The sequence below is a fragment of the Marinomonas arctica genome (genome assembly GCF_003259225.1).
Taxonomy (GTDB): domain Bacteria; phylum Pseudomonadota; class Gammaproteobacteria; order Pseudomonadales; family Marinomonadaceae; genus Marinomonas; species Marinomonas arctica.
Genome location: NZ_QHJF01000009.1, coordinates 124,369 through 138,580, shown reverse-complemented (window position 1 = coordinate 138,580; position 14,212 = coordinate 124,369). Strand labels below are relative to the sequence as shown.

General features: G+C 43.9%; 13 protein-coding genes. 9 read left to right on the top strand and 4 right to left on the bottom strand.

Features of this window, described 5'->3' with window-relative positions; all coding sequences use genetic code 11:
• The first annotated feature begins 323 nt into the window (after positions 1 to 323).
• The 3 genes from DK187_RS06770 (at position 324) to DK187_RS06760 (ending at position 4,812) form a co-directional block, all read left to right on the top strand.
• Entirely contained in the window at positions 324 to 884 is a 561-nt protein-coding gene (locus DK187_RS06770) for an SMI1/KNR4 family protein (protein ID WP_111606580.1), read from the top strand.
• A 597-nt stretch (positions 885 to 1,481) separates the two neighbouring features.
• Entirely contained in the window at positions 1,482 to 2,078 is a 597-nt protein-coding gene (locus DK187_RS06765; protein ID WP_111606579.1) for a hypothetical protein, read from the top strand.
• A 130-nt stretch (positions 2,079 to 2,208) separates the two neighbouring features.
• A complete protein-coding gene (locus DK187_RS06760; protein ID WP_111606578.1) occupies positions 2,209 to 4,812 on the top strand; it encodes an AAA family ATPase in 2,604 nt (867 codons plus the stop codon).
• A gap of 742 nt (positions 4,813 to 5,554) precedes the next feature.
• Here the strand turns inward: DK187_RS06760 and DK187_RS06755 are convergent.
• Entirely contained in the window at positions 5,555 to 5,761 is a 207-nt protein-coding gene (locus DK187_RS06755; RefSeq protein ID WP_204355590.1) for a HigA family addiction module antitoxin, read from the bottom strand.
• Positions 5,762 to 6,009: 248 nt separating this feature from the next.
• Here DK187_RS06755 and DK187_RS06750 point away from each other — a divergent pair, with 248 nt between their 5' ends.
• On the top strand, positions 6,010 to 6,594 hold the full coding sequence (locus tag DK187_RS06750; protein WP_111606577.1) for a DUF6151 family protein: 585 nt from the start codon (positions 6,010 to 6,012) through the stop codon (positions 6,592 to 6,594).
• 5 nt (positions 6,595 to 6,599) lie between these two features.
• Here the strand turns inward: DK187_RS06750 and DK187_RS06745 are convergent, their stop codons facing one another.
• Positions 6,600 to 7,523 carry a histone deacetylase family protein gene (locus DK187_RS06745; RefSeq protein WP_111606576.1) on the bottom strand — a complete coding sequence of 308 codons (924 nt, stop codon included), beginning with the start codon at positions 7,521 to 7,523 and terminating at the stop codon, positions 6,600 to 6,602.
• A 74-nt stretch (positions 7,524 to 7,597) separates the two neighbouring features.
• A complete protein-coding gene (locus DK187_RS06740; RefSeq protein ID WP_111606575.1) occupies positions 7,598 to 8,701 on the bottom strand; it encodes an HD domain-containing phosphohydrolase in 1,104 nt (367 codons plus the stop codon).
• Between the two features lie 169 nt (positions 8,702 to 8,870).
• On the opposite strand from DK187_RS06740, the gene DK187_RS06735 reads away from it, so the two are divergent.
• A complete protein-coding gene (locus DK187_RS06735) occupies positions 8,871 to 9,329 on the top strand; it encodes an EVE domain-containing protein (RefSeq protein ID WP_111606574.1) in 459 nt (152 codons plus the stop codon).
• A 99-nt stretch (positions 9,330 to 9,428) separates the two neighbouring features.
• Positions 9,429 to 10,388, top strand: a complete 960-nt coding sequence (locus tag DK187_RS06730) for an OmpA family protein (protein WP_162623480.1) — start codon at positions 9,429 to 9,431, stop codon at positions 10,386 to 10,388.
• Positions 10,389 to 10,400: 12 nt separating this feature from the next.
• Here the strand turns inward: DK187_RS06730 and DK187_RS06725 are convergent, their stop codons facing one another.
• Positions 10,401 to 11,105: a hypothetical protein gene (locus tag DK187_RS06725; protein ID WP_111606572.1), complete on the bottom strand. Its 705-nt coding sequence runs from the start codon at positions 11,103 to 11,105 to the stop codon at positions 10,401 to 10,403.
• A 205-nt stretch (positions 11,106 to 11,310) separates the two neighbouring features.
• Here DK187_RS06725 and miaB point away from each other — a divergent pair, with 205 nt between their 5' ends.
• Genes miaB through ybeY form a run of 3 tightly spaced genes read left to right on the top strand, consistent with a single transcriptional unit; the run spans position 11,311 to position 14,205 of the window.
• A complete protein-coding gene (gene miaB / locus DK187_RS06720; RefSeq protein WP_111606571.1) occupies positions 11,311 to 12,666 on the top strand; it encodes a tRNA (N6-isopentenyl adenosine(37)-C2)-methylthiotransferase MiaB in 1,356 nt (451 codons plus the stop codon).
• 28 nt (positions 12,667 to 12,694) lie between these two features.
• Positions 12,695 to 13,741 (top strand): PhoH family protein, encoded by a 1,047-nt coding sequence (locus DK187_RS06715; RefSeq protein ID WP_111606570.1) that lies wholly within the window; start codon positions 12,695 to 12,697, stop codon positions 13,739 to 13,741.
• On the top strand, positions 13,741 to 14,205 hold the full coding sequence (gene ybeY / locus DK187_RS06710; RefSeq protein WP_111606569.1) for an rRNA maturation RNase YbeY: 465 nt from the start codon (positions 13,741 to 13,743) through the stop codon (positions 14,203 to 14,205). The genes DK187_RS06715 and ybeY overlap by 1 nt, the downstream gene beginning before the upstream one ends.
• The last annotated feature ends 7 nt before the right edge of the window (positions 14,206 to 14,212 follow it).

The window sequence follows — 14,212 nt, the reverse complement described above, 5'->3', positions numbered from 1 at the left end:
AGACAGATATACAGTCTATTTTTACGGTTACCAATTTTTCGCTTGGTTTGTGTAAATAATAATCATAATTTAGCCCGTTTGCACTGGTAGAGAATCAGAAAGTCTTTTAGTATCAAAGAATAAGATTATCATCAGCGGAAATAACCCGCTGTGGATAAAAGACGTAACCCGCAGCAAGCTCGGATTTCCAACTAACCAGCCTGTGGGAAAGATTAAAACGTGCCATTGAATCAGTTTTTTATAGGGGTTTAAATGGAAATTAAAAACAGTGTAGATACGCATGCGCACTATTAAAATGTTAGGTGACAAGAAGGCATCAGAGCATGAGATGTTGTCGAAAAGAACTTTCTAATCCAGATATTGTTGATGGAACGGCTTATTTTGTTTGCCCTGAATGCGGAAATGTTCGTCGGGTTGAAAACTATCGTGTTTATTCAGCCGAAGAAGCTCTTAGTTACTTCGCAGAAAAGTACGGTTTTTTGCTACCTAAAGAATATGTAAATTTATCTAAGTCGGAAGAAACTAAAGTAGTTAAGTTACCGCCTTGTGATAACGAAACCTTGCAATATTATTTTGGTGAAGGGTTCTATGAAATTGGTACTTTTTCAAATCTTGATCCGAATGCCGAGAATTCCATATTTAGCTCTATGAGTTCTGGTAGGGAATGGGGGCTTCCAAAAACATATGTGCCGCTTGAAGGTAATGGCCATACTTGGTTAGCTCTAGACTACAGCGATTCCCTAACTGATCCCAAAGTTATTGTCACAGAGACTGATGATGGTAATAGCCTCGTGGTAGCAAATACTTTTAATGAATTTGTATCAAGCCTCCTCCAATATGAAGAGGTTTATGATTTAGATGGTAATATAATCTACAGTGAATAAATCACCTAATCGGGTAGCCGGAGGTCTCTAACCTCCAGCCCCCACAACACCCTGCATGCGGCTCCGCACAGAACCGTTCATAAGACACGCACTTTAGAAAGTCAGTATTTACAAGGTTTTTAACATGTGTGTCCTGATAAAATTCTCGTCGCGTCGAACTGACTGCATAGTGAACCAAAGACCGTAGGTCTGATGAGACGAGGAACGAGGCGTAATCTGACGATGAAAGCGAAGCTTTCACATGTCGCACCTTTAGGACGACAATCAGCTGATTATGACTGTATATACAGTTTATTTTTATAATGATCCCTATTTTGCGCGTTTAGCCATTTTAAATAAAACAGTTGTGCGCATTTTGTACTAGCAGGGAGAAAGAAAGTTCTCTAATATCAATGAATAAGGATTCACAGAGCAGAAATAACGCGCTGTGAATAATGGGAATAACGCGCATGCTCGTTTTTCCAGTTTTTACTTTTGTGAATAGTTTTATAAAACTTTTATTATTCAATTGTTTATAAGGTTTTTTGGACAGTTTTGAAATTGTCTAAACGAGCATGCGCACTATTAAAATATTAGGCTCTCGGAAGGTTCAAAGTCATGAATAGAAACTGGGAGGACGACTTCAATTTTGACGACTATGATGACTATAAAGAGGCATCATGTGAGTGGGAAAGGTTGCGGCAAGAGAATTCCATTAATGGATGGATATATGTCGGCCTTGATACCCGCTATGACAACATGGCTAAAATTGGACTAACAACAGGGCAGCTAGGCACACGAGCAAGTGGAAGCCAAAATCCTTTTTATGCCTTGCTTTGCGCCTTCAAGATTAAAGAAGGAGTGGCTCCTTTAAAGGTTAGTGAAATTGAGAGTGGCGTTATTGCTTTGCTGTGTCAGTACTACGAGCGAATACGTCATAGAACCTCCGGCAGGCTTTCGGAGTGGTTTTACGTTAATCCTTTGGCAATGAGGGAGTTGGTGCATGACTTTCTTTATGAAAAATATAGCTGGGAAATGTACAGCTACCACTGTTCCGACAGGGATATTGGTGTCATATATTCATGGGAGAACAAGCAATTGCTGTCTGGAGCGCCCCGTAATCCGTACCAAGCAAATGATTTAAGCTCGCCTCCTGTTGATTTTGCTTGTTATATGCCTGGAGGGTGCGGGGCAGATTGCAATTGCTGGGATTAACATGGGAACAAATGAACCTAACAAGTTGCATCAGTTCGCGCCTACGGCGCTGGACGCTCGTACCTCGCGCCGCTGTGCAAAGCGTTAGCTTCCGAAGTCGTACACGAATAGTTTAAATAAGGAAATTTCTATGTCGCTGCTACAAGAAATTCTGAATTGGTCGCAGAGCCTTCCTGATTGGCAAAGCGACGCGGTTGCTCGATTACTTGCTAAGCAAACTTTAACGGTCGAAGATCAAGAAGACCTATATTCTCTACTTAAACTTGCACATGGCATTCCAGACTTTAAGAATCGTAAACCCAAACGACTTGTAGCTGATCAAATCCCAGCCCATGTAAAGCCATCAACACACGTTGAACTTCTTGCCATTAAAAATATGCGATTTGTAAACGCTATTGCCGAAAACCAGCATCTGCCGTTTGGTTCAACAGGATTGACGGTAATCTATGGTGACAATGGTTCTGGAAAATCAGGTTACTCTCGTGTGTTCAAGCGTGCATGTCGTGCACGCGATCAGATTGAAACTATTTACCCGAATGCCGCCCTTCCTAAAGAAAAATCTGGGAAAGCTGAAGCTGTTTTTGAGATTAACATTGATGGCAAACCGCAAGAGCTTCGATGGATCGACGGGCAGGCTGCTCCGGAGGTATTATCGTCGTTCTCTGTCTTCGACTCGCGCTGTGCGCGTGCATATTTAGATAGAGAAGATGATTTTTCTTACGTTCCCTATGGGCTAGATGTGTTCGAAGGGCTCGCTAAGCTCTGCAAGCAATTAAAATCAAAGATTGATACTGAATCTGCCCAGTCAGATCCGAACCTTTCCGCCTTCATACCTCTGCACGGTGAAACCGCAGTTGGCAGACTGATTTCAGGACTTTCGGCTAGAACGACGCCTGATCAAGTTAATGCATTGGCTGCACTGTCACAGGAAGAATTAGCCCTGCATGCGGATTTGGATAAAAGCCTGAAAGAAAACAATCCAAAAGAAAAGGCGGCTCAACTTCGTTTGCAAGCTCGAAGAGTATCGAGCATCGTAAACAACGCAAACAAAAAGAGCGCGTTAGTTGATCAAGCAGTAGTAACTAAATTTCGAAGACTAGCGGATAGCTATCGCACTGCGCAATCTGCAGCTGCACTCGCGGCAAAGAAGTTCGAGGAAGGTGAAAGTTTGCTACCTGGAACCGGAGGAGAAGCTTGGCGAGAGCTATTCGATGCGGCTCGAAAGTTCGTTTTAGAGTCCCATCCTGATAAGAATTTTCCTGATTTGGGAGTGGACGCATCTTGCCCGCTTTGCCAACAACCTCTAGCGGAAGGAGCTTCCCGTTTACAACGATTCGAGGCCTTTATTCAAGAGGATGCTGAGAAAACTTCCCAGCAGCGAAGGCTTGCTTTATACGCCGAGTATAAGCCATTCGTAGAATGCAATTTGAATTTAAATATCGACGATGTGACCTACAGTGAGATTGAGGGCCTTGACCCACATTTGGCGAGTGATCTAAGAACCTTTCAGCAATCATTGATGGCTCGCCAAGAATTTATTAAGGCGGCAGTTATTTCTCACGAATGGGAAGGCGCTAATCAAACTTTCGCTAATCCTGCTCCGCGGTTTGAAGTTCTTGCTAAAAGACTGAATGCTGAAGCCGAAACTCTTGAAAAAGCATCCGACGAAAAGGCGCGCGCCTCAGTTCAAAAGCAGTTTGATGAATATGATGCGCGAGCGCGCCTAAACCAAGTCAAAGATGCAGTACTTTTGGCCATTGACCAACTTAAACATCAGGCAAAACTGAAACAGTGCCTGTCGGCAGTAAACACTACTGCCATTTCTCGAAAGGCTTCAGAGCTTGCTGAAAAGGTCGTTTCACAAGAACTAGCTGAGTCGCTTAATCGTGAATTCAAATTGTTAGGAGTGGGCTCGCTCCATGTTTCTCTGAAAAGCCGCTCGGACAGGGGTAAGGCGCTACATAAGCTGAAACTCGAGTTGCCACAAAGCCGAAATCCCGCTGAAGTTCTTAGTGAAGGTGAGCAGCGGGCAATCGCAATTGGTTCTTTTCTCGCCGAGGTCGGGTTGAGTGGTGGAAAAGGCGGCATCGTATTTGATGATCCAGTGTCCTCTCTGGATCATCGCCGCCGTGAACGGGTAGCAAAGCGATTAGCTAGCGAAGCTTCTCAACGTCAAGTAATTGTATTTACACATGATATCTATTTTCTTTGCCTACTTGCGGAGGAAGCTAAACTAGCGGCTGTACCCATTATTACGCAGAGTCTGACACGACGTGCCGAAGGTTTCGGAGTTGCAGATCCAGAGCTACCTTTCGAGGGAAAAAGCACTGGTAAGAGGATTAAGGCCTTGAGAGCCCAGCATCAAACTATCGCTAAACTGCACAGGGATGGAGAAGAGCAAGAACATCAAAGACAAACAGTCGATGCTTATTTTAGGCTCCGTATGGCGTGGGAGAGAGCGGTCGAAGAGGTTCTTTTACGCGAGGTGATCCTGCGTTTCCGAAAAGGTATTGAGACTCAGAGATTAGTAGGTGTTGTTGTGGAAGATGGAGATTACACACGAGTATATGCAGGCATGACCAAGTGTTCTAATTACGCACATGATAAAGCCCTCCAAGGAGGTATTGCTGTTCCAGATCCCGACGAACTACTTGCTGACATCACGGAATTAGATACTTGGAGAGAGACCATTGAGAAGAGAAGTAAGGCCACTGCACAGGCACGAAAAGCGTGAATAAAGATATTCTAATCTACATAAAAAGCTAACAAAGCTCTGCACACCGACACCCAAAGCTCCGCGCTTTTTGTGTGCTTCGTTTCGCTCAACTTTAACACAAAAAACCGCTCCGCAATTCGGTCCGGTTACAAAGGCGTTGAACTAAGCCGCTTCGCGGGTCTTTTCTCAGTTTCCCCAATTCCCTCATTTAGAACCACACTTAATCTTCCACTCAACAATGGAGGATTAGTTATGACACCTTTACGTCAGCAAGTCATCACACTTAACAAGCCACCCATCTCTATAACCCAGTAAAATCAAGGAATTGGCTTTATCACTCACGCAAGCGTTACATTCCCACCCAACAACAATCACTGTACTGATCTAGGTTCAAGTCTATCAAGCAGTTTGATATTGCCACACCCTACTTTACTGGAAGCAGCCATTATGGGCATGTATCAAAAAACCATCACTCTGACTGAACAGCAGGATAAGTAGAGAAGGTAAGCCTATTAATATAGCCGTTATCAAAGCGGTTGGCAGCAAACAAACGAAGACTGAGTCGTTAGACTGGCCTTCTGGATTAACGAATCATACTTTTCATATCAAGGGCTAAAAAACTAGATATAAGGGATACATGTATAACTTGTTATGCATGCAATCCTTCTTTCTTACCCACCACCAAAAGCTTTACCCGTTTCGCCTCTTCTTGGTAGCGGCTTTATGTATCCCAAAGATCGACGGCGTGCTGTATGTTTAACTAAAATTCAGGTGTATTGCCAAAGACGGCTGCCAGTTTTATTGCGATTGGTGCGGTTAACACACCACCGTTAATAAGGCTGCTGACGGTATTACGATGCACGCCCGTGGCATCTGCCAACGCTTTGGAGGTAATGTTCATCGGTTCTAGAAACTCAATTTTAAGCATTTCACCAACGCTAACTGGTCGGCGTTTTGTTTTACGCATTTGTTGGTACCTCAATATTTGTGTGGATCAAGGTAGGTGTTTAAACTCTAATGACATTCGCACTTCCTTGCTGTGCATTAATATACAGATCATATCGCACAGCATTGCTATGCAAAACTACCCAAAAATTAGTCTAGTTAGGCTAAAGGGCTCAAACCTAATTAAAGAAGTCTGCCCCCCCCTTTTAACATCCAAAAACACTGCTACACTCTGAACGATGCTTTTTCATAGTAAGGAGGCTTTGCTCCATGTCTGACGTAAATTTAAAGTGCGCGTGTGGAACGGTTAGAGGAAAGATCTCTTCCGTCAGTTCAAGGATTGGCACTCGGATTATTTGTTGTTGCCATGACTGCCAAGCATTTGCTCATTATTTAGGACAAGGTGAGAGTGTTTTAGATCAGTACGGTGGAACAAATATTTTTCAAACCCCTATGTCGTCTCTTACGATCACGGAAGGAAAGTCGCAGATTGCTTGCCTAAGGCTTAGTGCTAAAGGTTTGCATCGCTGGTATGCAAGTTGTTGCAATACACCGATTGGCAATACTTTTGGCGCCGGTGGGCCATTTATTGGGGTAATTCATAGCTTTATGGACAACTCACAAACACAAGATGTGGATTTGGGAAAAAGCAGAGGGTATGTTTTTAGTCAGTTTGCTAAATCGTCCATTCCCGAGGATCTCAAAGCATCCCCTATCAACATTAACTTTCGAATGGTGACAAAAATCCTTGCATGGAAATTAAAAGGTTTCAGCAAACCTTCTGCCTTTTTCAATAACGCTGGCGAGCCAATTTGCGCACCTCATGTCCTTGAGAAAAAGCGGGAGGAGACATAAACCTATCAAAAATATTCCTGCCAGACCTGATTCGCGGCTTGGTGCAGCAAACTATGTCGCCATGCGACTCTCTCTTCCTGTCTGTCGTAACCGCCACCAATGACACAAGCAGTGGGGAGTTTGAGACCGACACAGGTTTCGATGACGTATTTATCTCGCTCTAAAATACCTTGATCAGTGAGATTAACGTAGCCGAGTCGGTCGTCTTGATGGACATCGACGCCCGCGTCGTAGAAGACAAAGTCAGGCTGATGTTCCGCCAATATCGCAGGCAAGGTGCTTTTCAGAATGGATAAGTATTCCTCGTCGTTGGCGCCCTTGGGGATGGCAATATTAATGCCGTCGGTTTGTTTGATTGGCGGGTAGTTTTCTTCGCAATGCCACGAGACGGGCACAATGTCAGATCTGTCTTTGAAGAAAGCAATGGTGCCGTCGCCTTGGTGTACGTCGCAGTCTAAGATAAGAATTTTCTTGGCTCGACCCGATGCTATCATCGCGAGCGCTGCGACAGCCAAATCATTAAAGATGCAAAATCCCGAACCATGAGAAGGATGGGCATGGTGCGTGCCACCTGCAAGGTGACAAGCTAAGCCATGTTGGAATGCGAGTTCGCTGGTGAGTATGGTGCCAGAGACAGCGCGCAATGTTCGTTCAACCAGCCATTCAGACCAAGGTAAACCGATTTCTTTTTCTTCTTGCTTGCTCAGCTCCCCACGAATAAAGCGCTGTACGTATTCTTTGTCATGGGCCGCCATAAGCACGTTAAGGGACAAGGGTGCGGGCGTATGCTCGTTTCTGTCCGTTAAAATCCCCTGCGCTCTCAACATCTCTGCAAGCAAGCCAAACTTTGCCATTGGGAAACGATGCCCTGCTGGAAAAGGAATGCTGTAATGGGGATGGAAAACAAGCGGTAACAAAGCGGCCTTCATAAAACAAACAACTTAACATTCTGGAAAGGTCTCTATGCTAGCAAGGGTCGCTAATATTAGGCTACTTCCTTTTACTATTTGCTCTTGGCAACAAGCACTTTACGAATCGCACTATTAAAAGACTCAACAAGATGTGGCGGAAAACCTTTACCACTTTCAAAATTCACCATCTGCACAGCACGCATAGCGCTTTTATTGTATTCGCTGCCCGATTTCCCCCAAACAGCGTCAATAAACATCACCGCCATGGACAAAATAAAAGCCCCTTGCGGGATCAATGAACCAACCAAGCCTTCAGGAAATCCCGTACCATCAAAACGCTCTTTGTGGGTTTTTACCATGTTAACCGCCTCCTCCCATCCTTGATGTTTGGCCAATAGCTTAGCGCCCACCATGGGATGATTATGCTCTGCTTGACGTCTTGCTTCCTCGTCGTCCTTGCAGTTTAGAATAACCGCCATACCCATGTTATGCATATAAGCGGCCGCACTCAGTTGTGCACGATCGACGGGCTTTTTACATTCGACATTAATTAACTGGCAAAGCTTCAAAATACGTTCACTACGCTCAGAAGAATACCCCAACAAACGGTTAAGTTTTTGACTAAATCCAATAAAGAGCTCTATGTCATGTTTTTGTTCTTCTGTGAAGTCAACTTTCACTATCACCGACGTCGCCACGACTGGCTCTTCTTTCGCGGCTTCGACTATTTGATGACTCTTATTCAGTAATGCCGCCGCCATTTCTGGTCGTTTGCTGTCATCTTCTTCAGCGTAAATATTGTCTAAACCAAGCTGCAATTCGTCGCGCAAAGCGCTCTCTGCCACATGAGAACGATAAATCTGTTGCAATAAATCGTACACTTTTTCAATAACGACAATAATCAATTCCCCCAAATAGGGGTGATATTGAATGTACCCACCGCGCATACCGTCGACGATTTCTTCTAGTTTATGGAGTACCCCAACTAAAGGGTCAAGAAAACATACCGAACAGTTACCCTTCATGCTGTGTAACGAACGAAAGAGCTTATCTAATTTATCAAATGAAAAGCCATCCCCTTCAATACTGTTGATGGTTTCTTCAATTTCTTGCTGTGCCTCTACATAGCACTCTAATAAATCATCCTTGAGCTCTTTCTCTAACGCTGAAAACGCTTTACAAGCAAAGTGGCTCATTCTTTTCTTCCATTACAAGGAACGATATAGCCTAAAAAAATATTGAGGCCTGTTACGTCATTCGGTAGTCTCAGATATGACTCTACTCATTGTAGATAGATTTATTGTAAGCATGAACACATAGAGTGTTTCTTTGTGTAGTATTTTCCATGGCACTGTTGAGGTCACCATGCCAAATTACTGGTTAATGAAATCAGAACCTGATACGTTTTCAATCGACGATCTAAAACGTTTAAAAACATCTCCTTGGGATGGTGTTAGAAATTATCAAGCTCGAAACTTCATGAAGGATATGAAGAAAGGCGATCTGGTGTTTTTTTACCACTCAAGCTGCTCCCCTCCGGGAATCGCTGGGATTGCCAAAATTTGCAAGGAGGCCTATCCAGATCATTCTAGTTGGAATCCAAACAGTGCTTACTTTGACAGCAAGTCCACAGAAACAAATCCAAGATGGTTTATGGTGGATGTGGAGTTTGTTGAAAAATGGCCAACTATTTTAACATTAGCAGAATTAAAGCAAAGTCCTGCCTTAGCCGATATGTTATTAACCAAGAAAGGTAGCCGACTTTCCGTCATGCCAATCACAGAAAGCGAATGGGAATACATCGTCACCCTGTTAAAAAAATAAACTCTCATTGGCGGCCAGTTAGCAACTTACTAGCAACAATAAGCCGCCCTCTAATGTATGATGGGAAGAAATATACATGATGCAGCAAGCACAATAAGAATGACCTCAACCATTGCGCAAACCACTCTTATTTTTTTTGCCTTAGGCAGTAGTCTGGTGACTGGGCAGATATTGCCTCAAACCGTGATTGAGTCATTAAGAGACTCAGACAAAGATGGTGTTATTGAGGCTAGAGATTTATGCCCAAATACGCCACAAGGGACAGATGTTAATAACGATGGCTGTCCCTTGACTGAACTGGAGTTTGTTCGCTTTAACTTTGCCGCTCAATTTGAAATAGGTCGCTATCAGTTTAAAGACGAATTTCACTCATCACTTCATAGTCTTGCTTCACTCTTACAAGACAACCCAGAAACCCTGGTGCTATTAGAAGGCCATACGGACAACATTGGCACGGAACGATTCAACATTCTCCTCTCTCAAAAACGCGCCCACGCGATTGCCAATACCTTAATCTCCGTTTTCGATATTTCACCCGAGCGTATTAGAACCTTTGGCTACGGTCCAAACCGTCCCATTGTCTCCAATGACACAGACTCTGATCGATTACTTAATCGTCGAGTCAGCGGTGAAATTGTCAAACCTTTGCCAAGCAAGAATTTGGAAGCGACCATTCTTTTTAGAGTGAATCATGTCAACATAGCCAAAGAATATCGCTCATTGCTAAAGGACTTAGGAGAACAACTGCGAGACAATCCTGACACTCTAGCACTTATCGAAGGGCATACAGACAACATGGGAAATCAGGGCAAAAACGCCCTATTATCAACCGTACGAGCCAATAAAGTGGCTGACATTCTCCATACTGAGTATGCCATCTCAAAAGAAAGACTAAAGACCCTAGGCCACGGAGAGGTGTATCCTATCGCCTCAAACAACACACTAGAGGGCAGGCAAAAAAATCGTCGCGTTACCATTAAGATCCTTACCCCGTTCAAAGCAACAACTGAGATTTTGCTACCTAAATGGACTATCTGGAGTGTCGATCAAACTCAATAAATAGAATCCGCCTTAGTGAAACTCCCGCTCACGTTGTTTCAAAGAGGCCGCATGATCGAAATAATACTGCACCACCATACCTAAATAATCGAAGTCTTGCCCTGTTCTTGCTATGACACCTACGCTGACCATTTGATGATATTTCTTAGGCTGAAAATGGGTTTCAAAACGCCAACCAATTTCATCCACATTGTATTTTTCTCGATATAAAGACGTTCGTAGATCCTCGTTAATATAGTAGCTCAACCCCATCCGAGAACTGGTGATATTACTCAGTGTTGTGTCTGTTGATATGTAATTCGTCGTCAAAGAGAATGCGCCCATAAACGCTTCTCCAATAAATTGTCCAATAACATCACGCTGCCCCTCTAACTCATCGTCCATGGGCTCAAGCTCGCTAACACCAATTCCCAAGCCCAGGCGGCCGTACTCATTATGCAAGAACCAGTTAGAGGAAAGCTCAGACTGGGCAAAACTGTCCTGCGACGATCCTGTAATTAAGTAATTACTGTTCAATAGCACTTGCGTGGAAAAATGCTCACTAATAGGAATATTCACTTTAAAATCAATATTCAATAATGATTTTTGATTCAAAAGTCCATACCCCAAGCCAAAGACAAAATTAGGGGCGTTGTCTGCATCGGGTGCCGTATCCTTTGCCTGTACAACACCACTCAGGAGCAAAGACGAAAGGAAAAAACGAGACAATACGTTCAAAACACATCCTTACTAAATTTAAAATTATGGAACTATTGTGACGGGTCTTGAGCAAAAGCTCCAGTAGGAAAAAGATGTGGCTATTTCGGGTTACTTTTCACTTAAAATGACAGGGAATTGAGAACACCCCTGTGATTCGAGAGCAAAGCCCAATATAATAGAGCCAAAGTCGATTAGACGAACACATTTTAGGTTAATACGTTACATGGCAAAAAAACTCTTTATCCAAACTCATGGCTGTCAAATGAACGAATACGATTCTTCTCGTATGGCAGATTTACTTGGCGAAAGCCATGATATGGAACTCACAGACAATGCAGAAGAAGCAGACGTTTTGCTGCTTAACACCTGTTCTATTCGTGAAAAAGCCCAAGACAAGGTTTATCACCAGTTAGGACGTTGGAAAAAGCTCAAGCAAAAGAACCCAAATCTTGTCATCGGTGTTGGTGGTTGTGTCGCAAGCCAAGAAGGCGATGCGATTCGAAAACGTGCCAAACATGTCGATATGATTTTTGGCCCTCAGACGCTGCATAAATTACCTGAGATGGTCAATGCGGCAGGAAAACACATCCCAATCACGGATGTTACCTTCCCTGAAATCGAAAAGTTTGACCACTTACCCGCGCCTCGTGTTGATGGCGCAGAAGCGTTTGTTTCCATTATGGAAGGCTGTAGTAAATACTGCACTTTCTGTGTGGTACCTTACACTCGCGGAGAAGAAGTCAGTCGTCCTTTCGATAGCATATTGAAAGAAGTAATGCAGCTTGCTGAACAAGGCGTACGTGAGATCCATTTACTTGGGCAAAACGTTAACGCCTATCGAGGAGATACTGCCGAAGGGGACGAAGCCGATCTTGCCGACATCATTCATGCCGTAGCACAAATTGATGGCATCGAACGCATCCGCTTCACAACGTCTCATCCAGTGGAGTTTAGTGATAGCTTAATTGAAGCTTTCCGTAACGAACGGAAACTAGTGAGCCACTTACACCTACCAGTGCAAAGTGGCGCCGACAACATACTGAGTGCAATGAAACGTGGCCATGACCGTCAATATTACATTGACAAGATTAAGCGCATAAAAGAAGCTCGACCCGGTATTAGTTTGTCCTCTGACTTTATTATTGGCTTTCCTGGTGAAACGGATGAAGACTTTGTCGATACGATGAATTTAATTCAAGAGATCGGTTTTGATCACTCGTTCAGTTTTGTTTACAGTCAACGCCCTGGTACGCCTGCGTCGAATCTAGAAGATGACACGCCGGAAGACGTGAAAAAAGAGCGCTTATCGATTTTACAGCGTCGCATTAGTCAACAGGCTTATGACATTAGTTTGTCCATGGTTGGTGAGATACAACGCATTTTGATCAGCGGCTATTCACCTCGTGATCCTGGACAACTTCAAGGTCGAACAGAAAACAATCGGATTGTTAATTTCCGTGCGTTCGATCCACAACTGATTGGTAAATTCGCTGATGTCGTCATCACGGATGCCTACCCTAACTCCCTATTAGGTGAGTTGGTCAGCTCCGAACTCGACTCCGATTTTGTACTACAATAAAAGCGTACTTCAATAACAAAGGTAACTCTTGGAAACCACACAGACAACTCAGCAAATCCGTTTAGCCCCAGCCGAAGCCAACGCTTTGGTTGGGCTATGTGGACAACTCGACGAGAACATCAAGTTAATCGAAAAAAGACTGGATGTGACTATTAAATATCGCGCCGAACTCTTTGACATTACCGGTGACAATTCTGATCATGTGGCGGCTACTAAAACGCTGCTTCAGAACCTTTACAGGGAAGCGTTAGCGAGTAATGACATCACGCCTGAAACCATTCACCTCTATCTGCAAGAGTCGGCGATTGAGTCACTCACTAATAGCAAAAGAGAGAATACAGATCAGCTGGTGATTAAAACTCGCAAGGCTTTTATCAAGCCCAAGGGTAAAAATCAGCAAGGTTACGTCAAACAAATCCGTAAACACGATATCAATTTCGGCATCGGCCCTGCTGGTACGGGTAAAACCTATCTCGCCGTTGCTTGTGCCGTTGAAGCATTAGAAGCGGATCGAGTTGAACGCATCATGCTCGTTCGCCCTGCGGTAGAAGCTGGCGAAAAACTGGGCTTTTTACCGGGTGATTTATCACAGAAAATCGACCCCTACCTACGCCCGCTTTATGATGCTTTGTACGAAATGCTTGGCTTTGAGCTGGTTGATAAACTGATCGAAAAAAACGTCATAGAAATTGCTCCGCTTGCCTTTATGCGTGGCCGTACCTTAAACAATGCCTTCATCATTCTGGATGAAAGCCAAAACACCACACGCGAGCAGATGAAAATGTTTTTGACGCGGATTGGCTTTGGCTCAACGGCCGTTATTACTGGCGACACGACACAGGTCGATTTGCCTCGCGGCACCACATCTGGATTAGCGCAAGCTATGCACGTTTTAAAAGACGTGAGTGGCATCAGTATGACTTTATTTAGCTCATCTGACGTGGTTCGTCACCCGCTGGTTCAGCGTATTGTCGAAGCCTATGACAAATTTGATGTAGAAGTCGAAGCGGAAAAAAAAGCCCGCTCTGAAGCTCGTTTAACCGCACAAGCAGAACAGTCTGCAGGTAGCAAATAATGGCGTATTTAGAACTTGACCTGCAAATTGCCACAGAAGACACCGCCCACTTACCCAGCGAGGCGGATTTTAGGTTGTGGGTTGAAAAAGCCCTACCCGACTCAGATGAAGAATTTGAAGTGACTATTCGTATCGTTGACGAAGAAGAAAGTCACGCACTGAATCACGAGTATCGTGGCAAGGACAAACCAACCAATGTATTGTCCTTTCCATTCGAAGCGCCACCAGGGCTTGAATTGCCATTATTAGGCGATTTAGTGATCTGCGCGCAAATTGTGGCAAAAGAGGCAGAAGAACAAAATAAAGAATTACTGCATCATTGGGCACATATGACCATTCATGGGATCTTGCATTTACGCGGCTATGATCATATAAATGACGATGAAGCAGATGAAATGGAATCGATAGAAACAAAGCTACTGGCTTCCTTATCGATTTCCGACCCTTATTTGATTAAAGAGTGAGCTAATA